This is a genomic window from Plesiocystis pacifica SIR-1, from assembly GCF_000170895.1.
GTDB lineage: Bacteria > Myxococcota_A > Polyangia > Nannocystales > Nannocystaceae > Plesiocystis > Plesiocystis pacifica.
The window spans coordinates 1-23,959 of record NZ_ABCS01000087.1 but is presented as its reverse complement, the minus strand read 5'-3'; the positions used below and the strand labels follow the sequence as shown (position 1 = coordinate 23,959).

General features: G+C 70.1%; 15 protein-coding genes, 1 tRNA gene and 1 pseudogene. 6 read left to right on the top strand and 11 right to left on the bottom strand.

What is annotated here, in order from left to right:
* The first annotated feature begins 71 nt into the window (after window positions 1–71).
* Window positions 72–2,690 carry a cytochrome C gene (locus PPSIR1_RS31430; protein ID WP_157596160.1) on the top strand — a complete coding sequence of 873 codons (2,619 nt, stop codon included), beginning with the start codon at window positions 72–74 and terminating at the stop codon, window positions 2,688–2,690.
* 159 nt (window positions 2,691–2,849) lie between these two features.
* On the opposite strand, the gene PPSIR1_RS31425 is transcribed toward PPSIR1_RS31430, so the two are convergent.
* A complete protein-coding gene (locus PPSIR1_RS31425; protein WP_006975269.1) occupies window positions 2,850–3,539 on the bottom strand; it encodes a Coq4 family protein in 690 nt (229 codons plus the stop codon).
* 156 nt (window positions 3,540–3,695) lie between these two features.
* Between PPSIR1_RS31425 and PPSIR1_RS44395 the strand changes: the two genes are divergently transcribed.
* Window positions 3,696–4,262 (top strand): TetR/AcrR family transcriptional regulator, encoded by a 567-nt coding sequence (locus PPSIR1_RS44395; RefSeq protein WP_157596159.1) that lies wholly within the window; start codon window positions 3,696–3,698, stop codon window positions 4,260–4,262.
* Between the two features lie 483 nt (window positions 4,263–4,745).
* On the opposite strand, the gene PPSIR1_RS50880 is transcribed toward PPSIR1_RS44395, so the two are convergent.
* On the bottom strand, window positions 4,746–6,407 hold the full coding sequence (locus PPSIR1_RS50880; RefSeq protein ID WP_006975267.1) for a DUF4215 domain-containing protein: 1,662 nt from the start codon (window positions 6,405–6,407) through the stop codon (window positions 4,746–4,748).
* A gap of 22 nt (window positions 6,408–6,429) precedes the next feature.
* Window positions 6,430–8,115 carry a DUF4215 domain-containing protein gene (locus PPSIR1_RS31410; protein ID WP_006975266.1) on the bottom strand — a complete coding sequence of 562 codons (1,686 nt, stop codon included), beginning with the start codon at window positions 8,113–8,115 and terminating at the stop codon, window positions 6,430–6,432.
* Between the two features lie 171 nt (window positions 8,116–8,286).
* Here PPSIR1_RS31410 and PPSIR1_RS31405 point away from each other — a divergent pair, with 171 nt between their 5' ends.
* Window positions 8,287–9,972 carry an IgGFc-binding protein gene (locus tag PPSIR1_RS31405; RefSeq protein WP_157596158.1) on the top strand — a complete coding sequence of 562 codons (1,686 nt, stop codon included), beginning with the start codon at window positions 8,287–8,289 and terminating at the stop codon, window positions 9,970–9,972.
* Window positions 9,973–9,983: 11 nt separating this feature from the next.
* Window positions 9,984–11,711 carry an IgGFc-binding protein gene (locus PPSIR1_RS31400; RefSeq protein ID WP_006975264.1) on the top strand — a complete coding sequence of 576 codons (1,728 nt, stop codon included), beginning with the start codon at window positions 9,984–9,986 and terminating at the stop codon, window positions 11,709–11,711.
* Window positions 11,712–11,791: 80 nt separating this feature from the next.
* Here the strand turns inward: PPSIR1_RS31400 and PPSIR1_RS31395 are convergent, their stop codons facing one another.
* The 8 genes from PPSIR1_RS31395 to PPSIR1_RS31360 form a co-directional block, all read right to left on the bottom strand.
* A complete protein-coding gene (locus PPSIR1_RS31395) occupies window positions 11,792–13,474 on the bottom strand; it encodes a TolC family protein (protein ID WP_157596157.1) in 1,683 nt (560 codons plus the stop codon).
* A gap of 98 nt (window positions 13,475–13,572) precedes the next feature.
* Window positions 13,573–16,710, bottom strand: a complete 3,138-nt coding sequence (locus PPSIR1_RS31390) for an efflux RND transporter permease subunit (protein WP_053335465.1) — start codon at window positions 16,708–16,710, stop codon at window positions 13,573–13,575.
* 61 nt (window positions 16,711–16,771) lie between these two features.
* Window positions 16,772–17,836, bottom strand: a complete 1,065-nt coding sequence (locus PPSIR1_RS31385) for an efflux RND transporter periplasmic adaptor subunit (protein ID WP_006975261.1) — start codon at window positions 17,834–17,836, stop codon at window positions 16,772–16,774.
* Window positions 17,833–18,453: a TetR/AcrR family transcriptional regulator gene (locus PPSIR1_RS44390; RefSeq protein ID WP_006975260.1), complete on the bottom strand. Its 621-nt coding sequence runs from the start codon at window positions 18,451–18,453 to the stop codon at window positions 17,833–17,835. Before PPSIR1_RS44390 ends, PPSIR1_RS31385 begins: the two co-directional genes overlap by 4 nt.
* Window positions 18,454–18,855: 402 nt before the next feature.
* Window positions 18,856–19,320 (bottom strand): hypothetical protein, encoded by a 465-nt coding sequence (locus PPSIR1_RS31375; RefSeq protein ID WP_006975259.1) that lies wholly within the window; start codon window positions 19,318–19,320, stop codon window positions 18,856–18,858.
* A 600-nt stretch (window positions 19,321–19,920) separates the two neighbouring features.
* A complete protein-coding gene (locus PPSIR1_RS31370; protein WP_006975258.1) occupies window positions 19,921–20,364 on the bottom strand; it encodes an arginine repressor in 444 nt (147 codons plus the stop codon).
* Complete coding sequence (gene argJ / locus PPSIR1_RS44385) at window positions 20,361–22,295, bottom strand: bifunctional glutamate N-acetyltransferase/amino-acid acetyltransferase ArgJ (protein WP_006975257.1); 1,935 nt, start codon at window positions 22,293–22,295, stop codon at window positions 20,361–20,363. The genes PPSIR1_RS31370 and argJ overlap by 4 nt, the downstream gene beginning before the upstream one ends.
* Window positions 22,292–23,311 (bottom strand): Asd/ArgC dimerization domain-containing protein, encoded by a 1,020-nt coding sequence (locus PPSIR1_RS31360; protein WP_086001873.1) that lies wholly within the window; start codon window positions 23,309–23,311, stop codon window positions 22,292–22,294. The genes argJ and PPSIR1_RS31360 overlap by 4 nt, the downstream gene beginning before the upstream one ends.
* Window positions 23,312–23,606: 295 nt before the next feature.
* On the opposite strand from PPSIR1_RS31360, the gene PPSIR1_RS31355 reads away from it, so the two are divergent.
* Window positions 23,607–23,679 (top strand) — tRNA-Gly (locus PPSIR1_RS31355).
* Between the two features lie 37 nt (window positions 23,680–23,716).
* A pseudogene (locus PPSIR1_RS46810) lies at window positions 23,717–23,959 on the top strand (RNA polymerase sigma factor); the annotation flags it as partial.

The window sequence follows — 23,959 nt, the reverse complement described above, 5'->3', positions numbered from 1 at the left end:
GCTCGATGCCCTCCTCGACGGTGTTTGCGCAGCCCCTCGCATTGTTCAGGTGAGTTCGCGATGCTCCGCCGGTGCGCGCCTCCCCCTCACGCCCGTCGTGGCTGGCCGCGGCTGGGTTTGCCAGCTGGTTCGGCCTGCTCGGGCTCGCGGGGTTGAGCGGGGCCTGCGGGCAGACCGAGGAGGCCGGACCCCAGCTCGAAGCGGGCGAAGGCGAGACGAGCTCCAGCGCGGCTGGGGCTGGGGCCGCGCCCACGCCCGCGGATCCGGCCGAGCTGTGGTCGGGCCGGGGCTGCACGGCCGCGGACTGCCACGGGGGCATCGAGCCCATCCGCCAGCCGGGGACGGGGATGTTGACCCAGATCCTCGCCCGCGGGCAGGCGTTCGGCGACCCCGACGGCTGCGTGGTCTGCCACGGCGGCGATCCCCAGGCGACCAGCCCCGCCGAGGCCCACCACGGCGCGAACGATCCGGCCCTCGCCGAGGCCGGCGGACCCGACCGCTTCTTCCCCGACCCCGCCTCGCCCTGGGTCAACGCGCGCAGCTGCGGCCAGTGCCACGCCGAGCTCGTCGAGGCCCAGTGGAACTCCCTGATGATGACCGAGGCCGGCAAGATCCAGGGCACGACCTGGAGCTTCGGCATCCCCGGGGACTACGAGCATCGCTGGGCCAACTACGACACCCAAAACCCCGAAGACCCCCACGCGCGCCTGGGTACCGAGGCCTACCGGGCCTACATGGAGGCCAAGTCCGCGGCGCACCCCAACGTGTTCGTCGACCGCCACGAGCGGGTCCCCGAAGCGCCCGCGCCCGGCGTCGACGGGGGCTGGGAGGAGCTCGAGGCCGACCCGGCCCAGGCCGCCTTCACCTACCTGCGCGCGGAGTGCCAGCGCTGCCACCTCGGGGTCAAGGGCCGGCAAAAGCGGGGCGACTTTCGGGGCATGGGCTGCGGGGCCTGCCACATCCCCTACGGCAACGAGGGGGTCTACGAGGGCGGCGACGAGACCATCGGTGGGGGCGAGCACGCGGTCGGGCGGCCCCTGGTCCACTCGATCCAGGCGACCCGCGACAGCTGGGTGTTCAAGCCGAGCGCGAGCCCGGACGAGGAAGCCCTCGGCTACACCGGCATCCCCGTCGAGACCTGCACGACCTGCCACAACCGAGGCAAGCGCATCGGCGTCAGCTACCAGGGCTTGATGGAGTCGGCCTGGGCCTCGCCCTATACCGAGGGCGGCGGCGGGGCGATCCCCCAGCCCGGGCTGCACACCAAGCACTACATCGCGATGCAGCAGGACATCCACTTCCAAAAGGGGATGCTCTGCCAGGACTGCCACACCAGCGGCGACGTGCACGGCGACGGCTTCTTGGCCGCGGCCAACCTCGGGCCCATCGAGATCGAGTGCAGCGACTGCCACGGCACGCCCTCGGCCTTCCCCTGGGAGCTGCCCCTGGGCTGGGGCGACGAGGACGGCCGCGCGCAGCTGGGCACCCTCGACGCCGACGACCCCCGCGGGGTCGGCCGCGAGCTCCCCAATCACCTGCGCGCCGGCGCGGTCGCGGAGCCCGAGGACGGCTACATCCTGACCGCCCGCGGCAACCCCATGCCCGACGTGGTCCGCCGCGGCGACGCCGTCGTCGTGCACACCGCGGGCGGGGCCAGCTTGATCGTCGAGCCGCTCAAGGCCAAGCAAGCCCGCAAGGGGCTCAGCGCCGAGGCCGAGGTCGCCATGGTCCACACCGACCACGTCGAGACCATGGAGTGCTACGCCTGCCACAGCGAGTGGGCGCCGCAGTGCTACGGCTGCCACGTCGAGGTCGACTACACCGATCTCAGCGGCGGCTTTGACTGGGTCGCCGCCGGCAACCGCCACCTGTCGTCGGCGCCGACCAAGGCCGACGAGCAGGGCTGGCCGGACCTGAAGATCCCCGGCAAGGTGACCGAGCTGCGCTCGTACATGCGCTGGGAGGACCCGCCGCTGGGGATCAACGGCGAGGGTCGGGTCAGCCCGCTGATCCCCGGCTGCCAGACCAGCGCGACGATCATCGGACCCAACGGCGAGGTCCTGGCCCAAAACCAGATCTTCCGCACCCCGCCCAACACCGAGGGCGCTGGTGAAGCGGGGCAGCTGGGCATCGACATGAGCCCGGTCCAGCCGCACACCACGGGCAAGGCCCGGTCCTGCGAGTCCTGCCACGCCGACGAGAAGGCCCTGGGCTACGGCATCGGCGGCGGCCGGATGACCGCGCCCTGGGACACGGACAAGGTCGTCGACCTGACCACCGCCGACGGCCGGGTGATCCCCGCTTCGGCGCGGACCCAGGTCGAGGGCATCGAGGGCCTGGTCGACTGGTCCGCGGTGCTCGACGCCGAGGGCAACCAGACCCAGACCGTCGGCCACCACTTCGAGGGCTCGGGCCCCCTGCCGGCGGACATGCGCGCGCGCATGGATCGGGACAACGTGTGCGTGGGCTGCCACGCCGAGATCCCCGACGGCGCCCTGCCGGTGTCGCTGCTGGCCCACGTGTCGCAGGCCACGGCGATCGGCCGGCCGACGACCAAGGAGCAGCACGCGAGCTTGGTCAACAAGATCGTGCGCAGCTCGGCGTGGGCTCAGGTGCTGTTCATGGTGTTCGCGGGGCTGGGCTTCTTCACGGCGGTGGGCTGGGGCGTCCGCCGGCTGCGGGCGCGCTAGCAAGCTGCTGAAATTCGCCGCGCGTCGTCAGGTGCGTCGCTGCGCGTCGAGGCCAAGGAACGAAACCGCCGCTGTATCGGGCATACTGCAAGGTTTTGTGACACAGGGATCGGCGCGCAGAGGCGTGCCTGACGTCGTGGGGCGATTTTCAGCAGCTTGCTAGGCCGCCAGCTTGTCCGCGACCTCGACGAAGCCCTCGCTCTCGACGGGCTCGACCTCGAAGTCCCGGCGCACCGCCGCGAGCGGCCGCTCGAAGTGCTCGCGCCAGTCGACGCCGAACAGCGCCTTGGACCGCCGGCCCTGGGTCCAGCCCGCGACGATGACCTCGAACATCGCGGACAGGTCCTGCTTGCCGCCGATCAGCCCGCGGATCAGCGCGATCAAGATCAGGCCCGTGGGTTGGATGTTGTCGAGCTGCCCGGCGTAGAAGCCCTGCAGGCCGATCTCGTTGGCCGTGCCCGTGCCCCAGCCGGTGATCACGTGCCAGATGTCGTGGGTCTCGTAGCCGTGGCGGTCGACCCACTCGAGGTCCGAGCTCGGCGTCGCGGTGCGGTCGAACTCGTCGAAGTCGACCCCGAGGGCGTCCATGTGTACGGCGAGGGCCCGGCCCAGGCTGCCCTCGGGCATGGCGCGGAGCTCGTCGAGCTGGGGGAAGCCCATCTGGAAGGGGGCCTCGAGGAAGGCCTGCTCGGCGGGGGCGTGGGGGAACTTGGCGCGCAGCACGGGATCGTGGCTCAGGCCCTCGACGAACTGAAACACGCGGTCGGTCCGGGTGGTGTCGCGGAGGATCGCCACCAGGTGACCGAGGAGCTTGAGCTTGGACAGGATCGGGAAGTTGGGCTTGGGCATCGGCGCTGGACTCCTTGCGATGTCTTCAGCATGGGTCGACAATGGGGGTCCGCCTACTCGCCTTTCGGCTTCCCCATGGCCCGCTCCACCGCTCGCTCAAAACCCGCGAAAGCGCCCGCCAGGGCCCGCAGAAAGCCCAAGCAAGAGCGTGCGCGGGTGCTCGTCGACGCGATCTTGACCGCGACTGCTCAGCTTTTGCGCGAGCTCGGGGCCAAGGCGGTCACGACCAACAAGGTCGCCGCGCGGGCCGGTGTCAGCGTGGGCTCGCTCTACCAGTACTTCCCCAACAAGACCGCGCTGTTCACCGCCGTCGCCGAGCGCCACGCCCTCGAGACCGAGCAGGCCATCTTGCCCCTCCTCGACCGCCTCGCCGTCGAGCCGCCCGAGGAGCTGGTCGACACCGTCGTCGAGGCCCTCGTCGCCCTCGAGCGCGTCGACGCGGTGCTCCACGCCGAGCTCATGCGCCTGTCGCTGTGGGGCCAGACCAGCGGCGTGATCCAGACCTGCCGCCGGACCTTCGAGGCCCACCTCGCCGACTTGCTCGCGCGCCGGGCCGCAGACCTGCCGAGGCCCCTCGACCCCACCGCGACGGCGCGGGTGCTCGTCCGCGCCATGGGCGGGGTGTTCGAGGTGTGCGCCCAGGAGCCCGACGAGGGCTTCGACGACGCGCTGCTGACGGAGACCCTGACGCGCATGGTCGCGGGCACCCTGGGCTACTCCTGAGCCCCTGACTATTTTTAGCCGTCGTGGACGACGCCACGCCCTCCCTGCCCCACGTCCACGACTCAGGGACTGTGAAATTTTCACAGTCCCTGTCAGTTTTAGCCGTCGTGGACGACGCCACGCCCTCCCTGCCCCACGTCCACGACTCATAGGGTCGGCCAAAACGAGTTTGGCCACCCCTCTGCCTATTTTAGCCGTCGTGGACGACGCCACGCCCTCCCTGCCCCACGTCCACGACTCATAGGGTCGGCCAAAACGAGTTTGGCCACCCCTCTGCCTATTTTAGCCGTCGTGGACGACGCCACGCCCTCCCTGCCCCACGTCCACGACTCAGAAACTACAATCGCGAATCCACGCCCCCGCGAGCGGGGGCGACCACGAGCCTTCTCCAAGGCACGAACTTCATTGCCCACCAAGCCAAAGAGGAGGAGCGGAGCGACGAAGCGTCCCCGGTTCTAGGTGACTGTGGGGGCAAAACAGAACTCACTCGAAGGGCGAGTACATTCGGACCCAGGTGGTGTAGTTGGTGTCGTAGCCGCTGCCGGAGATCATGAACGCGCCCTCCGGGCTCACGCCCAGGGCCCAGACGTCGTCCCGGTAGTTGGTCTCGATCGCCTCGCTGCTGAGGGTGGCGAAGCCGTTGGCGCTGACGCGGCGCAGCTCGACGCGCCGGGCCCACTCGTTGGGTCCGTCCTGGACGTCACCCGCGACGACCAGCGATCCGTCGGGCAGGGCCTCGATCTGCCGGTAGGTCTCGCGGTTGTTGGCGGACCCGGTGACGCTCCGGGTCACGGTGTCGTCGGTGGCGACGCGCACGAGCAGGGCCTGGGGCTGGCTGTCGCCCGCGGGGACGTGGGTGCCGGCGATGAACAGCCGGCCCTGGGCATCGGTGGTCATGTCTTCGCAGTGGTCGACGCCCGAGCCAGGGCTCAGCGGGACGGCGCCCAGATAGGTCCCGAGGGCGGAGTACGCGTGCAGGGTCATCTGCCCGCCTTGCTCGGCGACGACGGCGATGCCCTGGCCGCGCGGGCCGATGCAGGTGCCCTCGGGCCCGTTGGGGAGGGTCTCGTCCACCGTGATCTCGCCCACCAGGTTGGTCACCAGCAGGCGCGAGCTCGTCCCGCCGAGCAGGAACACCCGCTCGCTCCCGACGTCGACGCGGGTGTCGGAGGTCGGGGCCCAGGGCGAGCCCGTGGAGATGAATTCCGTGAACACATCGTTGGCGTCGGCCATGTCGTAGTGGCGCAGGTCCGTGGCCGTCGAGATGTGCACGTAGAGGCCGAGCTCCGGGCTCCACTCGCCGTGGTGGGCGTCGGGGGCGAGGGTGGTCTGGGGGTGCCACTGGACCTCGCCGATCCAGTTCCAGTGGCGCAGGCGCTGCATCCCGTGGACCGGGCCGAAGGGGGTGAAGCCGACGCTCTGTCTCCACGTGTGGGGGGCGAAGTCCTCGTCGACCCACAGCAGCTGGCCCGGGGGCTGACAGATCGCGGTGCACCCGTCGCCGGGCTCGGTGTTCCCGTCGTCGCAGCCCTCGAGGCTCGCGTGCACGAAGCCGTCGCCGCACGTGGCGAGGGCGCAGTTGGTGGTGCAGTCGTTGTCGTTGGCGAGGTCGCCGTCGTCGCACTCTTCGACGCCCTCGTGGAGCCAGCCGTCGCCGCAGTAGGCGTTGAGGCAGTCGATGGTGCAGTCATCGGTGTTGCTGAAGTTCCCGTCGTCGCACTGCTCGCCGGGGTCGACCACGCCGTCGCCGCACTCGCCGGTGCCCGTGCCGCTCGACGACTCGGAGGTGTCTTCGGAGGACTCGGAGGTGTCCTCGGAGGACTCGGAGGTATCGTCGGAGGACTCGGAGGTGTCCTCGGAGGAGGAGTCAGTGGTGTCCTCGGAGGAGGAGTCGGAGCTGCCGTCGTCGGTGTCGGTGTCGGTGTCGTCGGAGGGCTCGCACACCCCCGCGACGCAGCTGAGCTCCCCGAAGCACAGGTCATCGACGCACGCGCAGCCCAGGGTCCCGGGGGTACAGTCTTCGGTGTCCGTCGCGCCCTCGCCCCCCTCGTCGTCGTCGGGGTCTTCCGGGGGCACGCAGGCCCAGCTCGTCGCGCCGAGCAGGGCGAGGGTCAGCAGCTGAAGGTGGAGTTCGAGGCACTTCATGACGGTCCAGGGGTCCAGGGGGTCAGAGCTCGTACACGCGGACGTGCCCGCGCTGGATGGAGTTGGTGCTGTAGATGCCCTCGACGGCGAAGATCCCGTCGTCGTGGACCTGCACGTTGGTCATCCAGTCCTTGCCGCCGCCGGGGCCGGTGATGACCTCGCCGTAGCGCGGGCCGAGCTCGGCGTCGAAGCCCCGCACGCTGGTGTCCCAGTCGACGTTCTGGTTGGGTCCGGTGAGGATGCCCGCCGTGACGACCACCTGCAGCTCGGGTCCGATGGCGACGGCGATCGGTCGCTCGTCGATGTCGGAGAGGAGCGCGGCGTCGAGGGGCGCGCCCTGGCCGGTGAAGGTGCGTGCGTAGGGGCGGGTTTGACCCCCGACCTCGGCCGTGCCGACGACCACGATGCGCCCGGCCGTGGCCGCGGCGGCGGTCGGGCTCTCGCCGGTGAACTGGTTCGGGACGACCTGCTCCCACAGCACGTCCCCGAAGCTGGCGTAGGCGCGGAAGGCCGTGGTCGCGCCGTCGTGGCCGACGGCGAGCATGTCGTCGCCCTGGCGGGCGAGGGTCACGGGCGCGCGACCCCAGTCGAACACGTCGGACCAGTAGGTCGAGCCGGTGTACTGACGCAGCGCGAAGATCCGGGTCATCCCGTCGTCCTGGCCGAGGGTCACCGTGATCAGCTCGACGTTGTTGACGTGGGGGACGAAGTCGATGGCGTGGAAGTGCGTGGTGTTGTTTTGCTCGGTGAAGGCCCAGATCTCGTCGTCGTCGTCGTTGGCCGCGCGCACCCACGGCCAGAAGTTGACGAGGTCCGAGCTGTAGCCGCCGAGCAGGATCACGTCGTCGTTGGGCGAGTCCGCGAGGCTCACGACGGTGATCTCGGGCGGGTGACGGAGTTCGAGCTCGGCGCCGTCGAGGTCGTAGACGCGCAGCCGGCCCCAGGAGTAGAGGAGGATCTCGTCGTCTAGGCGATCGAGGCCCCCGGCGGCATGGAAGGACTGGTAGGGGGCGTCGTCGGTGGCCGTCCACAGCAGGTGGCCGGGGGGGCGGCAGTTGTTCTTGCACGCGTTGGTGTCGTCGTCGTCTCCGTCGTCGCACAGCTCGCCCTCGTCGAGCTGGACGTAGCCGTCGCCGCACGCGGCCAGGGCGCAGGCGCTGGTGCAGGCGTCTTCGTTGACGGCGTTGCCGTCGTCGCACTCCTCCTCGCTGGGGTAGAGCACGCCGTCGCCGCAGCTGGCCTCGACGCAGCTGTTGAGGCAGGCGTCGTTGTCGTTGACGTTGCCGTCGTCGCACTCTTCGCCGGGGTCGACCACCCCGTCACCGCACGAGTCGCCGGTGGCGGAGGACGACTCGCCCTCGTCGGAGGACGAGGAGGAGGTCTCGCCCTCATCGTCGGAGGGGGAGGTCTCGCCCTCGTCGGAGGACGAGGAGGAGGTCTCGCCCTCGTCGGAGGAGGTCTCGCCTTCGTCGCCCGAGGAGGTGGTTGTCGACTCGCCCTCGTCGGTCGCGGTCTCGTCGGTGGCGCTCTCGCCCTCGACGCACACGTCCGCCTCGCACACGTAGTCGCCCACGCAAAAGCCCTCGTAGCAGGGGCAGCCCAGCGAGCCTTCCACGCACTCCGAGCCGCTCTCGTCCGAGCCCTGGTCGACAGCTTCGGGCTGTTCGCCGGGGCAAGCGACCAACCACGGCGCGAGCGCGAGCGCCATGGCCCACGTCCTTCGTCTAAACATGGGACACGCGTAGCACGTCTCGCGGCGAGGCGCATGGGGTCGAGGTTGGCAGGCGCGGACTCCTGAATCACCGGCGGCGATCGGACGATTGAATTCAGCCCCGAGAGTGCGCATCATTCGGGAGTGCTGACCCTCAAATCGCTACGGTTGAAATCGCCCGCGCAGACCTTGCTTAGAGGCGCGCTCGCGCTGTCCTTGGGGGCGCTCGCGTGCACGGACGACGGCGGGGGAGCCGAGGCCGCGGACGCGGCGACGGAGACCAACGACGAGGGCAGCTGCACCCCCGGGACGCAGGGCTGCGAGTGCGTCGAGTCGTGGTGTTTTGGGGAGCTGATCTGCGACGCTGGCGTGTGCGTCCCGCCGCCCGACGAGGAGGGCTCGAGCACCGACGCAGAGGGCTCCGAGGACGAGACGAGCTCTGAAGACAGCTCGGACTCGACGGACTCGACGGACTCGGCGGACTCGACAGACGAAGAGTCTTCGTCGGGCGCGGAGTCGGAGGGCTCCGAGGACTCGTCGGACTCCGAGGACACCGGCGAGCCCCTGACCCCGTGCGAGGTGGCGGCGGCCAGCCGGGCGTCGATCGGCTGCGAGTACGTCATGCCCATCCTCGGCATGGGCAACTCCAGCGACCAGTGCGAGATCGCCGTGGTCAACCCCACCCCCGACGCCGTCGCCACGGCCTACGTCGAGGGCTACGTCGACGGGGCCTGGGAGCCCCTGGCGGCGCCCTTCGTGCTCGAGCCCTACGACAGCGACGCCCTGCTCGTCAGCATCTCTCCGTTCCGGGCGCTGCGGGTCAGCTCCGACGCCCCGGTGGCCGTGCTCGAGTCCCTGGGCCTGCGCAACAACGAGTTTTACAAGGACGCCAGCGTGGGCATGAGCGGGACCTTGCTGCACGCGAGCGCGGCCTGGGGCACGCGCTACTTCGGCCTGGGCTCGATCGGGACGGGCCACTTCCGGTCCGCGCCCCAGCTGATCATCCTCAGCCTCGAGCCCGACACCGAGCTGTCGATGGTCGCGCCCGCGGACATGGAGGCCTTCCACAGCGTCCAGGGCACCACCGCGGTGGCGGCCTTCGGCGCCTACGAGACGACCCTGGGGCCCGCGGATACGCTCCGCCTGCGGCCGGAGGACTTCACGACCTCCTTCGCGGAGACGGAGATCGTCAGCTCCAAGCCCATCGCCGTGTTCAGCTACGCCGCCGACGGGCGCTACCCCGTGGACGGGGACCAGGGCGACGGCATGTACGACCAGCTCCTGCCCACGGACGCCTGGGGCACCGAGCACATGGCCGTCCCCGTCGACGGCATCTACTCCAACCTCGACTACAACACCTGGCTGATCGTCGCCTCCGAGCCCAACACCACGGTCAGCTTCGAGGGTGTGTCCGCGCCGCCGATCGTGCTCGCCGCCGAGGGGGACTCGGCGCGCGTGGGCGACCCGAGCTGGACCGAGGCCTTCCGCATCGTGTCCGACGCGCCCGTGGGCGTGATGCAGTTCCTCGACGGCGGCCAGGCGCCGTCGATGACCTCCGTGCCTCCCGTCGCGCACCTGGCCGACCGGGGCGGCCACTTCGCCCACTCGGGCCCGGACGTCTACAACGTGTGGATGACCCGGGGCCGCCCCAGCGGGGAGGTGGCGGTGGCCATCAACGGCGGCGCCCTGGATGTGTTCTCGACCTACGAGGCCCAGGGCTGGACCTTCGACACGAGCGTGCCCAGCTGGGGGGCCTTCGCGCTGACCCACGACGGGCCGTTCATCTCCAACGCTTGGGTCACCGTCGACGCCGGGCACAGCGCGCTGTTCGGCAGCGCCTACCAGATCGACTGAAGGAACTGACCATGACGACGCGACGAGCGATTTCATCCCCCGAGTCGGCGCAGCGCCTGCGCAGGGGAGGCCTGGCCGCGAGCCTGGGCCTGGCCGCGAGCCTGGGCCTGGGCTGCCCGACGCCCGCCGAGGAGGGCGACGACGAGAACGGGGCGGCCGCGGACTCCGAGGGCGACTGCCAGGTGGGCACCCTGGGCTGCCCCTGCTTCGAGGGCGACTGCCTCGGGGGCCTCAGCTGCGAGGACGACATCTGCGCGTCCCCGGAGGACGAGAGCACGAGCGGGGAGACCAGCGGGGAGACCAGCGAGGAGAGCACGAGCAGCGAGGAGAGCACCACCGAGGAGAGCAGCGAGGAGAGCACGAGCAGCGAGGAGAGCACCGAGGAGGGCTCGACGAGCACGGACGACTCGGAGGGCGAGTCCGAGACCACCGGCGACACCGGCGAGGGCTTCGACCAGGACTGCCCCACGGGCACCTTCGCCGGCTGCGAGTTCTACGGCGTGCGCCTGTCCGCGGACTCCACCCAGCTCGAGCTCAACCAGCAGTCGGTGTTCGCGTTCGTGAACGTCAGCGAGACCGACGCCGTCGAGGTCACCGTCGAGCGCAAGCTCATCGACGAGTGGGTGATCGTCGACGAGGTCGTGTCCGTGCCCCCGCAGGGCTCGGTCGAGCTCGAGACCACCGAGAACAGCAGCTACATCGCGTTCCCGGGCGTCGACGGCGACGGCTACCGGATCCGCTCCACCGGGCCGATCCACGCCTACGAGTTCAACCGGGCGGACGTGGCCATGACCCACCTGCTGCCCACGAGCGCGTGGGGCCAGGAGTACAGGAGCGTGGACGCGGGCCGGGGCGTGATCGCCGCCGACTCGGCTGGCTACGCGGTGGTCGTCGCCCTCGCGGACGCGACGACGGTCACCGTCGAGGCGCGCAGGGCCATCGCCGCCGGGCCCGGGATCCCCGTGGGCACGGGCCAGGGCGACGTCGTCGAGGTCGAGCTGCAGGCGGGGGACACCCTCGGGCTGTTCAGCGACGGCGGCGCCACGGCGACGGCCGCCGGCCACCACATCGTGTCCGACAAGCCCGTGGGGGTGTTCGGCGGCAAGCAGTTCTTGGGCTCTCACGTCCACGGCCACGCCGCCGAGCAGCTCCTGCCCCTGAGCCAGTGGTCCACCGAGTACGTCGGCCCCTACTTCGACCTTCAGATCCAGAACGAACCGCCCGACCGCCGGTGGCGGACGGTCGCGTCGGAGGACTCGACCTTCATCGACATCAGCTTCGACCAAAACGACGACTTCCCGCCCTCGCCGGTGCTCCTGAGCGAGGCCGGGGGCTACGTCGACTGGGGGGTCGGCGTGGGCTTTCGGGTCAGCGCGGCCAAGCCCTTCGCGCTGGCGGCCCTGTTCGGTGGCAGCGACCTCGACCTGGGCAGCCTGGCGGTGATCCCCGGGACCGAGCAGATGCTCGAGAGCTACATGCTCTACGCCCCGATGGGCAGCGGCTGGGAGACCCACCGGGTCGTGGTCGTGACCCAGACGGCGACCAGCTTCACCGTCGACGGCGCGCCGGTGAGCCCGCTAATCTCCGAGGCCATCGTAGACGGGTGGACCCAGCGGATCTTCGAGCTCGAGCCTGGGCCCCACGTGATCGCCGGCGACGATCCCTTCTTCGCGGTCGGCTTCGGCTGGCGCACCTTCGGCACCGACGGCTACGCCTACACGGCCGGGCTGGCCCTGTGACGGTGACGATGGGGTAGCCTTCGGCGAGGCCGTTGAGCTCACCCGCGGACGAGCGGCGCCTCCGCGCGATGCACCGCCCGCTACTCGGCCGCGCTGACCGGTTTGACCCGGCCCAGGGCGTACTCGAGCTTGACGTTGGCGATGCGCAGGTCGATCTGCGCGTTGATGCTGCGCAAGCTGGCCTCGACGCGGCCGTACTCGGCGTCGAGGATGTCCGTCGTGGTCGCGTCGCCGACCTGGTAGAGGTCGACGGCGACGCGGTAGCCCTCCTCGGCGGACTGCTCGGCGCGCTGGATGTACTCGAGCTCGGCGAGGGTGCTCTGGCGGTCGGCGTGGATCGAGGCGACCTCGAGCACGAGCCCGCGGCGCAGGGCCTCGCGCTGGGCCTCGAGGCTGCGCAGGTTCGCGTCGTACTCGCGGACCTTCGCCTTGGTCATGAGCGCGTCGGTGAGCACCCAGCTGAGGGTCACGCCCACGGACCAGCTCCCGTTCCAGACCTGGTCGGCCGGGAAGAAGCGCTGGTTGGGGTTGGCGTAGGTGGCCTCGGCGAAGCCGTCGACGCGCGGGTAGTAGCCGGCGCGGGTGGTCTTGATCCCGAGCTCGAGGGCCTCGGTGCTCGTGTCGAAGGCCTTCATCTCGACGCGCTCGCGCTCGGCCTCGGCGACCATGGTCTCGAGCTCCGAGGCCTCGGGCAGGTCGGCCTGGGGCGCGAACAGGTCCTCGCCGATCTGGTAGCTGGGGAAGCCCTCCTCGGCCATCAAGGTCGCGAGGTACTCGGCGGCGAGGGTCTCGAAGCTCTCGGCGCGGATCGACGCGGCGGTCAAGGTCGCGACGGCGGCGTCGAGGCGCATGACGTCGGCGTTGGACACGATGCCCGCGTCGAAGGCCGACTTGGCGTCCTCGAGGCGCGCCTCGGTCCGGGTCAGCGACTCTTGCAGCGCGACCTTGTTGGCGGTGGCGCGGACCCAGTCGTAGTAGGCGATCCGAGCGTCGCGCTCGGCGTTGAGCTGCTCGCCTTGCCTGGCCAGCTCGGCGGCGCGGATCTGGGCCTCGCCCGCCTTCTTGGCCGTGGGCAGGCGCGCGATGTAGTCGGAGATCGGCACGCCCAAGATGGCCTGGAGCGAGTAGCTGTTGAGCGGCGGCTGGGGCACCTCGGGCAGGTCGAACTCGAGGGGCACGGCGCCCACGGGCACGCCCTGGCTGTCGAGCACGCACTGGAAGATGCTGCCGGGCTCGCAGGGGCCGAAGGTCAGCGGGCCCTCGTTGAGGGCGCCGACGATGAAGCCTCCGTCGTCGCCGCTGTCAAAGCCGAAGTCGAGGGTCGCCTGGGACAGGCGGGTGTAGGTGAACTTGCCCTCGAGGCGGGGCAGGAACTGGATGATGGTCTGGTCGAGCTGGGCCTCGGCGGCGGCGAGCTCGGCCTGCTTGGCGGCGACCATGGGCGAGCCCTCGACGGCCCGGCGCGCGACCTCCTCGGAGGTCAGCCCGCCCGGCACGGGCTGGAGGGCGGCGACGATCGGGTTCTCGAACTCGGGGACCTCGACGGGGCCCTCGACGCCCTCGATGCCGCCGTCCGCGGCGGCCTGGCCCTGGCCCTGGCTGGGCGGGTCCTGGACCTTGGGCGCGGGCGGATCCTCGGGGGCGGGCGCGGCCGCGACCTTGGCCAGGGGCCCGGCCTGGGCGACGCCGGGGCTCGCTGCAAACACGAGCAGCGCGGTGAGGGTGACGCTCGAGAGCGGGAACAGTGGGGCGCGGGTACGCATGCGATGGGGCTCCAATGGGACCCGGGCACAGCCCGGGGGGTGCGCGAGACCTTCCGGCAGCGCTCGCGCGGCCGGCTCGCGGGGGGAGATCAGGGCTTTCACTCGGGGGCGGACTCGTTGGTTGCGGGGGCGGCCTCGTGCTCGTTGGGGTCGCCGCCAAACTGGACCCACACGCCGCTGAGCCGGGCGAGGATGCGCTCGGAGATCAGGTAGACCGCCGGGATGACCACGAGGGTCAGGAGGGTCGAGGTGACCATCCCGCCGATGACGCACACGGCCATGGGCGCCCGGGTCTCGCCGCCCTCGGAGATGGCCAGGGCGATGGGCAGCATGCCGAAGATGGTCGCCGCCGCGGTCATGAAGATCGGGCGCAGGCGGACCCGGCCCGCGGACGCCAGGGCCTCCTCGAGGCTGGCCCCCGCTTCGCGCTCGGAGTTGGCGAAGTCGACGAGCAGGATCGCCGCCTTGGTCACCAGCCCCATCAACATGATGATGCCGATGAAGCTGAAGATGTTGAGGGTCATGCCCGAGATCCAGATGCCGCCGAAGGCACCGATGACCGACAGGGGCAGGGACACCATGATCACCAGGGGCTGGGTCAGGCTGTTGAACTGCGCCGCGAGGATCATGTAGACGAGGATGGCGGCGAGGCCGAGCACGGCCATCATCGCCGTGAACGACTCCTCCATCATCTCGGCGTTGCCGAGCCAGGCGGTGTCGTACTCGGCCGGGACCACCTCGGCGGCCTTGGCCTCGATGATCTGGGTGGCCTCGCCCAGGGGCAGGCCGTCGAGGTCGGCGAGCACGATGATCTGCCGCTGCCGGGACTGGCGCTCGATCTCGCTGGGCCCGGTCGTCTCCGTGATGGTCACGACGTTGGACAGGTCGACGAGCGCCCCGGTGGTCGAGCGCAGGGTGATGCCGTCGAGGTTGCGCAGGGCCGCGCGGCGCTCGGCCGGCATCTGGACCACGATGTCGTAGACCTCGCCGTCGTCCTTGAGGGTGCCGATGGCGTCGGCGGCCATCAGCGTGCGCAGGGTCGAGGCCACGGCGGCCACGGGCACGCCGAGGTCGGCGGCGCGCTCGCGGTCGATCTCGATGGCCAGCTCCGGCTTGCCGCCGGTGTAGGTGGTGTCGACGTCGACGAAGCCCTCGATCTCGCGGATGTGGTCCGCGAGGGCCTCGGCGGCCGCGACCATGCCGTCCATGTCGTTGCCGCGGATCGAGAACTGGATCTGCTGCTGGCGGAAGCCGTCGCCGCCGAAGGGGTCGATCATCTCGACCTTGACGTTGATGTCTTGCTCGGAGAGGTCGGACACGCGCTCGCGCACCCAGGCCATGCCCTCGAGCTGGGCGTAGCTGCGCGAGTGGGGCCCGACCAGGGCGACGTTGATCTTGGCGCGGCTGACCGGCGAGGTGCCGCTGCCGATGGTCGTGAAGGTGTCGCGGACGCCCGGGAGGTTCTCGCGGATGTCGTTGGAGATCGTGTCGGCGACGGCCTCGGTGGCCTCGAGCGAGGTGCCGGTGGGCATCTCGACGGTGATCGCGAACTCCGAGCGATCCTCGGGCGGGATGAACTCGCCGGGGACCTGGCTGACGACCACGACCGAGAGCACCAGGGTCACGACCGCGGCGGCGATGGTCAGCCACGGGAAGCGCAGGGCCTTGCGGACCAGCCAGGTGTAGCCGTCCTCGAAGGCCCCGAAGGCCTTGTCGAAGGCGCGCGCGAGGATGAACTTGTCCTCGGGCTTGGTCTCGTGGGTCGCCTTCATCATGCGGCCCGAGAGCATCGGGGTGAGCGTGAAGCTGACGAACATCGAGATCAGCACGGCGGCCGAGACCGTCAGACCAAACTCGTAGAAAAAGCGCCCGATGAGGCCGGACATGTAGGCCACCGGGACGAACACCGCGACGATCGACAAGGTCGTGGCGATGACCGCGAAGGCGATCTCGTTGGTCGCCTCGCGGGCCGCCTGCATCCGCGGCTTGCCCATCTCGAGGTGGCGATAGATGTTCTCGATGACCACGATCGCGTCGTCGACGAGGATGCCGATCGACAGCGAGAGCGCGAGCATGGTGATGTTGTTGAGCGTGAAGCCCATCGCCTCCATGAACGCGAAGGTGCCGATCACCGAGGTCGGGATGGCCAGCGCGGAGATGAAGGTCGCGCGGAAGTCGTGCAGGAACACGAAGATGATCAGCACGGTCAGGGCCGAGCCGATGATCAGGTCGAGCTGCACGTCCTCGATGGAGCGGCGCACGAAGGTCGAGTTGTCGTTGGGGACCGAGTAGGTGATCCCCATCTCCTCGAAGCGCGGCTCGAGCTTCTCGAGGCGCTCGTACACGCCGTCGGCGATGGCGATGGTGTTGGCGCCGGACTTCTTGCGCACGACCAGGGCGATGGCCGACTCGCCGTTGAGCGAGGAGGCCGAGCGGGCCTCCTCCATGTCGTCGACGACGGTCGCGACGTCGGAGATGCGGATCGCCGCGCCGCCGAGGCCGGTGATGGTCAGGTCGGCGATCTCCTCGACGGAGCGGACCTCGCCGCGGGTGGTTACGGTGAACTCGCGGGCGCCGTCGAGCACGTGGCCGGCGGGCAGGTCCATGCTCTGGGCCTGGAGGGTCTGGACGACGTCGCCGACGGCGAGGCCGTAGCCGACAAGTTTGCTGGGCTCGACCTCGATGCGGATCTGCCGCTCGCGGCCGCCGATCAGCTCGATCTGGCCGACGCCCTGGATCTGCTGGAGCTCCTGCTTGACGATCTTGTCGGCCACGCGGGTCAGCTCCGAGGCCGGCAGCTGGGAGGCCAGGGCCACGGAGGCGATCGGCGCCGAGCCGGTGTCGAAGCGCTGGATGATCGGCGGGTCGATGCCCGGCGGCAGCTGGCCCTCGATGGCCGCGACCTTCTCGCGGACCTGGTCGAGGGCGCGGTCCGACTGGACCTCGAGCTCGAACTCGACGACGACCATGGTCACGCCCTCGAGGTTGCGCGAGGTCATGCGCTTGATGCCGGCGATGCCCTGGATGGCCTCCTCGATCGGCTCGGCGACCTTGGACTCCATGGTCATGGGGTCGGCGCCGGGGTAGATGACCGTGGCCGTGACGACCGGGAAGTCGACCGAGGGGTAGAGGTCGACGCCCAGGCGCGGGTAGGAGAAGAAGCCAAACACGACGAGGGCCATGATCAACATGGCCGCGAACACGGGTCGGCGAACGGAGACGTCTACGAGCTGCATGGCTGCCTCGAGGTCGAGTGGGAGCGAGCGAGACTAGAGAGGAAGGGAGGGCCGGCGCGGGCTAGGGCGCGCTGTGGCTGGCCTTGCCCGGGGCGAGCATGGCGGTGGGCGTGGCGGCGTCGGCCTTGGCGGCGCCGCCGTCGGCCTTGGCGGTCGCGTCGGCGTCGGCCTTGGCGGGGCCGTCCTCGGCCGGGGCGCCCGCTTGGTCCTGCTCCTGGCCCGGCGCGGCCTCGGCCTTGGCGACCTTGCCCAGGCCGACCTCGACGGACATGCCCGACTTGATGCGCATGCCGGGGTTGTCGATCTCGAGCACCAGCTCGATGGTCCGGCTGCGCGGGTCGACGGCGTTGCCGATGCGGGTGATGGAGACCTCGCGGTCGAGGTCGAGGGCCGGGAAGTAGACCGAGACCGGGGAGCCGACGTCGATCTCGCGCAGCTTGAGCTCGGGCACGCGCACGCGGACCTCGACCGTCGACAGGTCGTCGATGATCAGCACGATCGTCGGCGGCATCATGGTCGCCAGCTCGCCGACGTTCTTGTACTTGCCGACGATGACCCCGGAGATCGGCGCCTTGACGGTGAGGTCGCGGGCCTGAGCCCGGGCGACGGCGGCGGCCGCCTTGGCCTGCTTGAGGCCGGCCTTGGCCGCCTTGACCCCAGACTCGGCGCGCTCGAGGTTGGCCGAGCCGACGGAGCCGCGCGAGGCCAGCTTGCGCGTGCGCTCGGCCTCGCGCTCGGCCTCGTCGACGGACAGCTGGGCCTGGGCGACGGCGGCGGAGGCCTGGGACACGGCGAGCTTGACCGCGGCGCCCTCGGTGCGGAACAGGATCTGCCCCTTCTCGACGGTCTCGCCCTCTTCGACGGTGAGCTGGGCGATCACGCCGGTCATCTGCGGCGAGAGCTCGACGTGGTGCTTGGCCTGGACGCTGCCGACCCAGCGGTGGTTGCGGGTCTCGACCGCGCCAGCGCCCGCGCTGGCGGCCATGGTCGGCATCTCGGCGCGGGCCGGGGCCTGCTCGCCCTTGGCCGGGGGCAGGGCCTCGGCGGCGGACTCGCCCGAGTCGCAGGCCGAGGTGAGGAGCAGCAGGCCAGCGGCCAACGAGAGGAGGTAGGGCTTGGGAGTCATCGCTTCGCAGCTCCGTGGAGGAACAAGTCCATGATGGTTTGGGTGTTCTCGCGCAGTCCGGCGGGGCAGCCCGCCTCGACCCACGTGAGAATGGTGCTTTGGATCAGGCCGCCGACGGCGGTGGCCAAGATCAGAGAGGGGTAGTCCTGGCGCATGCGCTCGCCGGCCTGGTCGATGTCGCCGATGAACATCTCGAGGATCTCGCGGCGGAAGGCCGCGTCTTCGTCGTCCTTGTGCATGTCGTGCAGGCTGCTGGTCTGCATGTGAATGGAGAACAGCGCGCCGTGGTCCTCGAGGAAGCCGAGCATCAGCCGGGTCCGCTCGCACATGCGCTCGACGGGGTCGCGGATGCACTCGGACTTCTCCAGGCTCGCGCGGAGGATGTTGCGGCTCTCCTCGCGGATCGAGTTGAAGATGTCTTCTTTGCTCGAGAAGTAGTTGTAGAGGGTGCCCGTGGCGACGCCGGCCTCGGAGGCGATGTCGGTGATCTTGGCTTCCCGGTAGCCCGTGCGCCCGAACACCCGCATCGCCGCTTCGCGGATCGCTTGCCGATAGACCGCGCGGCTCTCTTCTCGAATGGAGCGACGCTCGCGCTTGCTGCTGGGGGACCTGGCCATGAGTACGTCGACTGGCTGAAATGTCGCGCTTGGCTCGGGCGCGAAAGTGATCGAGATTTGGGGCGGGGCAAGCTCGCTGTTGCCGCCGATGTGGCCGTTCGAGAACGGCGTTGGCCAGGCGGTTCATGATATGAACTCGGATTCATGTCAAGGAAGCCCGGTTCACCCGATCGACTAGTCGAATGATTTCAATATGTTGAGCGCACGAAGGAGCCGCCGCGGGGCTGCCTCCAGGGGCCGCCATTCACGGAACAGTTCACATGGTGAAATGCGGCTTCACTCACATGGTGGAACGCACCTCAGCCTAGCCGCGAAGCCAGAAAAGACGATGCGCCCTCCGGTGTGCGAAGGGCGCATCATTTGCGTGGCTTGGCCGATCGGCCAGGTTTGGCCGCGGACGAGTCAGCGGGCGGCGCGGAACAGCGGGTCGCCTCGGCGCGCCCGCTCGGTCATCTCGCTGACGGCCTCGTCGAAGGCCTCGAACTTGGTGAAGGGCTTCATGGTCCCGCCGACCATCGGGTTGATCAAGGTGATCGCCATCTTGAACAGCGGCGAGCGGAACAGCACCCAGGAGCCGAAGATCGCGTCTTTGTGGTGGACGAGGAAGCGCTGCCACCGACGCCGGACCTCGGCCTCGTAGGCGTGCACGTCGTGGGCGTCCATGACGATGAGCGGTCGGAAGCCGTGGGCGATCATCTGCTCGCCCGCGCTGATCATCGGCTCGATGTGCTGCACCCGCAGGTGCCCGGCGAAGCGCACGTGCAGCAGGCCCGGCGCGATCACGTCGACCTCGCCGAGGCCCAAGCGCATGGAGCTGCGCGCGCTCGGGAACAGCTCGGCTGCGATGGTCTCGTGGCGGGAGCTCATGGAAATTAGCTTGTCACGAAGCCGCATTGTTGACCCTGTCCGAAAGAACAAAAGGCTGAAAAAATGTCTGGCTTCCATACGTTGAAATCAACAGTTGAAGGCCTATTATCGCGCGAATTGGCCGATCCCGCGGATGGGCCCCGCCTGCGGTCGGGCCCGATCACTGCCCCGCGGGAGCAGGCGGGCTCGGCGGCTCGAACTGTCCACTTTAGCCGTCGTGGACGACGCCACGCCCTCCCTGCCCCACGTCCACGACTCAGAGGGTCGGCCAAAACGAGTTCTGGCCGACCCTCTGTCTATTTAGCCGTCGTGGACGACGCCACGCCCTCCCTGCCCCACGTCCACGACTCAGGGCTGTGAATGAATCCACAGCCCCTGATTATTTAGCCGTCGTGGACTTAGCCGTCGTGGACGACGCCACGCCCTCCCTGCCCCACGTCCACGACTCAGAGACTGTCAAGGAATCCACGCCCCCGCTTGCGGGGGCGACCACATGCCCTCTCAAAGGCACGAACTCCATTGCCCACCAAGCCAAAGCGGAGGAGCGGACAGCGACGAAGCGCCCCCGGTCCTCAGATGCCCGTGGGGGCAAAGTAGAACTCAGGCCAGCTCGGCGAGCTCGATGAGCACGCGAGCGAGGCGCTCGATGTGTCGGGTCGAGCGCGGGACCACGAGCACGGTGTCGTCGCCGGCCACGGTCCCGAGGATGTCGGGGTGGCGCAGGCCGTCGAGCTCGATGCCCACGGCCGGAGCCCGGCCGACGCGGGTGCGCACGACGATCATGACCTCGTTGAACTCGACGGCCAGGACCATGCCCGAGGGGAAGCTGGTCCGCCCGCCGGTCTCGAGCCGGTAGACGAAGCTGCCGTCCTCGCGGATGCGTCGCTGGGCGCCGAGCAGCTTGAGGTCCCGGGAGATCGTGCTCTGGGTCGTGACGATGCCTCGCTCGGCGAGGGCGTCGGCGAGCTGAGCCTGCGTGCTGCCTCCGAGGCCGGAGAGCAGCAGCTGGCGGAGGGTCTTGCGGCGTTCTTTGGTCGCGCTCATCGGAGCTGGCGGGTCACGAGGGTACCAATGCCCTCTTCGGTGAACAGCTCCGCGACCAGGGCGTGGGGCAGGCGGCCGTCGATGAGGTGCAAGGCGGGCAAGCCCTGGCGGGCCGCGTGCCGGGCGAAGGCGAGGTTCTCGTCGGCGTGGGTGCCAAAGCGCCCGCGGTCGAGGCCGGTCAGGGCCTGGTCGGGGGTCAGCTCACTGACGAGGCCGCCGGCGTCGTGGAGGCCCTGGTCGTCGGCGAGGCAGATCAGCTTGCCCACGCCCAGGCGCACGCCGAGGGCGACGAGCTCCCCGGGGTCGGGGGTGCCCTGGATCAGCGCGCAGGCCTGGCCGCGATCGAGGCGGGCGCCGATCGTCGCGGCGTCCTTGATGACCTCGGCCAGGCGGTAGGCGCCGTCGGACATGGTCGCGCGCAGGCCCGCGAGGGTGTCCGCGTCGGGCACGACCACGAGCACGCGCAGCTCGGCGTCGAGGATCAGCTCGAGGTCGCGGGCGACGGAGGCCACCAAGGTGGGCTTGCGCGCGGCCGAGCCCGAGAGGTGGACGAGCACGCGCAGGCCCTTGAAGCGGCGCACGTAGGACAGGCCGTCGACGAGCAGCTGGTGCTTGAGGATGGGGGTGTAGCTCGACAGGCCGACGCTGCGGCCGATCTGCCCCTCGGCGTTGACGACCACCTGGCGGGCCTCGTCGGAGTTGATGCGCACGTAGTCGTAGGAGAAGTCGCAGCCCAGGGCGGTGAAGTTGGCCTGGCCCTGGCCGAGCTCGAGGACCCAGCGGACCGTGGGGCCGCGCAGGCGCCGGGCGAGCTCGCCCAGATCGACCTGCTCGGCGGCCACGGGGGCGCCGCTACGCACCAGGGCCAGGCCCATGGCGTCGATGTCGAGGGCGCTGGCGTCGAAGTCGTAGTAGCCGGCCTCGAGCGCGGCCTGGCCCGCGGCGGCGCCGAGCCGGCCCCAGCCCGCGACCTCGCCCGCGAACACGCTGCACTTGAACAGCGAGCTGCGGCAGCAACCCCGGGCGATGGCCTTGGCGATGGCCGGGCTGGGCGCGCCGCGGACCTCGACCTCGAGCAGGCGCGTGGCCCCCTCGCCGTCGCGGGCGACCTGCTCGGCGAGGGTCAAGAGCACGGCCTGGAGGGCGGCCTGGAAGGCCTCCGCCTCGGCGTCGCCGATCTCGACCTCGGCGGCGCCGCTGGCCAGGACCAGCACGGCGTCGTTGGTCGAGGTGTCGCCGTCGACGGTGATCGCGTTGAAGGTCGGCTCGATCGCCGCGCTCAGCATGGCCTGGAGGCGCTCGGGGGCCACGGCGGCGTCGGTGCAGACGTAGCCCAGGGTGGTCGCCATGTTCGGGTGGACCATGCCCGAGCCCTTGGCGACGCCGAACAGGCGCACGGTCTCGCCCTCGAACTCGAGGGTGGTGTGGGCGACCTTGATGACGGTGTCGGTGGTCAGGATCGCCGCGGCGAAGGCCCGCGCGTCGGTCTCGCTGCCCGCGACGACGAGGCCCGGGATGGCCTCGCAGATCTTCTCGGCGTCGAGGGGCACGCCGATGACCCCGGTCGAGTAGGTCAGCACGGTGTCCGCGGCGCTCTCGAGCGCCGCGGCGGTGGCCTTGGCGAGGGCCGCGTTGGCCTCGACGCCCTGGGCACCGGTCATGGCGTTGGCGTTGCCGCTGTTGACCAGGACCCCGCGGATGCCCGCGGCCGGCAGCAGGGCGTCGCAGCGCTCGACGCACGCGGCCCGCACGGGGTTGCGCGTGACCACCCCGGCCGCGCTCGCGCCCTCGGGGACGGTGCAGTGGATCAGCGCGAGGTCCTTGCGCGAGCGCTTGATGCCCGCGTGCACGCCCGCGAAGCGAAAGCCGCCGGGGAGGGCGTCGAGGCCACTGTCGAGGGAGGTGACGATGGGGGTGTGGGCGTGGGTCATGGCGTGGCCGTCTCGGGGTTGAGGGCGGTGGGCAGGGCAGTGGACAGGGCGGTGGACAGGGCAGTAGCGAAGGTGGGGGGGACCCCCCGGGGGAGCTCGGCCAGGGGCGGCGGCAGGCCCAGGGAGGGCGGCAGGCCGAGCCACAGGTTGGCGTTGTGCAGGGCCTGGCTGGCCGCGCCGCGCATCAGGTTGTCGATCGAGGCGAACACCGGGACGAGCCCGCTGCGCTCGACGGGGCCCACGGCGACCAGGACCTGGTGCGTGCCGACGACGTGGCCGAGGCCGAGGCCCTGGTCGGGCTGGGGCAGCACGGTGACGTAGGGGGCCTCGGCGTAGCGGGCCTCGAGGGCCTCGCGCAGCTGGCTCGGCGTCACGCCGGCCTTGGGCTTGACGAAGCTGGTCACCAGCATGCCGCGGACGATGGGCAGGAGCTGGGTGACGAAGCTGATCGGCGCGCCGAGGTGGTGCTCGATCTCCGGGACGTGGCGGTGCTCGCCGACCTTGTAGGGGAAGCTGTTGCCCGCGAGGTTGCAAAAGTGCAGGCGGTCGGCGAGGCCCTTGCCGGCCCCGGACGCGCCGCTGGTCCCGAGCACGGCGATGGACTCGGCCTCGATCAGGCCGGCGTCGAGCAGGGGCCGCAGGGACGCGAGGGTGGCCGTGGGGTAGCAGCCCGGGTTGGCGACCAGGCGCGCGTGGGCCGGGGGGGCCCCGGTGAGCTCGGGCAGGCCGTAGTGCGCCTCGGGGTCGCGGCGCCGCGCGTCGGACAGGTCGAGGACCCGGCGCGCGCCCGCGCCGAGCAGCGCCGCGGCCCAGACCTTGGCTGGTTCCCGAGGCAGGGCCAGGGCGACGAGGTCGGCCGAGGCCAGGGCGCGCAGGCCCGCCTCGTCGACTTGGTCGGGGCTGCGGACGGGGCAGGGCCGCACCTGGATGCGTGGATGTTGCATGCCGAGTGCATGCAGAACTTGGCCTGCATAGCCACTGGCGCCGACAATGAGGAGCTCGAAGGTGGACGACATCGCTCAGAGGGGTCCCAGAGCTGCTGCTGGGACCAACTGAGCTCTACTTTGGAAGGCCCTGGGAAGCAATGGGGATCGGGCCCGAGAGCGGCCCGTGCCCACCTCGAGCGCATGTTCGCCGCATGAATGCAAAGTTATTGCATGTGTATGCGTGTGATCGAGCGCCCGCCGGGTGCCCGCCGCCGAGCCTGGATCCACGCCCAGAGCAAGTGAGAAAGCCGATGATAAAAAAGCACCAGAGCACCGATTTGCCCTTGACTCGCAAACGCGCTCGTATAGAGTTCGCAGCCCTGACGCGGGAATAGCTCAGTTGGTAGAGCGCGACCTTGCCAAGGTCGAAGTCGCGAGTTCGAGTCTCGTTTCCCGCTCTCCCCGAAAGGGACCCACGGAGGGTCGGAGCAAGCCGAACAGCTCGTGCAAGACACCTTCGCGGACCTGCGCGAGGCCCTCGAGGGGTTTCGCTATGACGCGAGCGTTCGTACCCTGGTCTTCACCATCGCCAGAAACAAGCTCAATGGCCATCTTCGCCGAATCATGCGAGATCGGGACCGCAACGCCGACCCTGGAGAGCTCTCCCTCGCCACGATCGGAACCAGCCCTTCCGAGCGCATTGCACTCAAGGGGAAGGGGCGTTTTTTGCTGTCTGCC

What these genes read in the sequence shown, in the direction of transcription:
- PPSIR1_RS31425 (WP_006975269.1), bottom strand. Translation starts at nt 3,539, where the DNA reads ATGCCCAAGCCCAACTTCCCGATCCTGTCCAAGCTCAAGCTCCTCGGT.
- PPSIR1_RS50880 (WP_006975267.1), bottom strand. Translation starts at nt 6,407, where the DNA reads ATGAAGTGCCTCGAACTCCACCTTCAGCTGCTGACCCTCGCCCTGCTC.
- PPSIR1_RS31410 (WP_006975266.1), bottom strand. Translation starts at nt 8,115, where the DNA reads ATGGCGCTCGCGCTCGCGCCGTGGTTGGTCGCTTGCCCCGGCGAACAG.
- PPSIR1_RS31400 (WP_006975264.1), top strand. Translation starts at nt 9,984, where the DNA reads ATGACGACGCGACGAGCGATTTCATCCCCCGAGTCGGCGCAGCGCCTG.
- PPSIR1_RS31395 (WP_157596157.1), bottom strand. Translation starts at nt 13,474, where the DNA reads ATGCGTACCCGCGCCCCACTGTTCCCGCTCTCGAGCGTCACCCTCACC.
- PPSIR1_RS31390 (WP_053335465.1), bottom strand. Translation starts at nt 16,710, where the DNA reads ATGCAGCTCGTAGACGTCTCCGTTCGCCGACCCGTGTTCGCGGCCATG.
- PPSIR1_RS31385 (WP_006975261.1), bottom strand. Translation starts at nt 17,836, where the DNA reads ATGACTCCCAAGCCCTACCTCCTCTCGTTGGCCGCTGGCCTGCTGCTC.
- PPSIR1_RS44390 (WP_006975260.1), bottom strand. Translation starts at nt 18,453, where the DNA reads ATGGCCAGGTCCCCCAGCAGCAAGCGCGAGCGTCGCTCCATTCGAGAA.
- PPSIR1_RS31375 (WP_006975259.1), bottom strand. Translation starts at nt 19,320, where the DNA reads ATGAGCTCCCGCCACGAGACCATCGCAGCCGAGCTGTTCCCGAGCGCG.
- PPSIR1_RS31370 (WP_006975258.1), bottom strand. Translation starts at nt 20,364, where the DNA reads ATGAGCGCGACCAAAGAACGCCGCAAGACCCTCCGCCAGCTGCTGCTC.
- argJ (WP_006975257.1), bottom strand. Translation starts at nt 22,295, where the DNA reads ATGACCCACGCCCACACCCCCATCGTCACCTCCCTCGACAGTGGCCTC.
- PPSIR1_RS31360 (WP_086001873.1), bottom strand. Translation starts at nt 23,311, where the DNA reads ATGTCGTCCACCTTCGAGCTCCTCATTGTCGGCGCCAGTGGCTATGCA.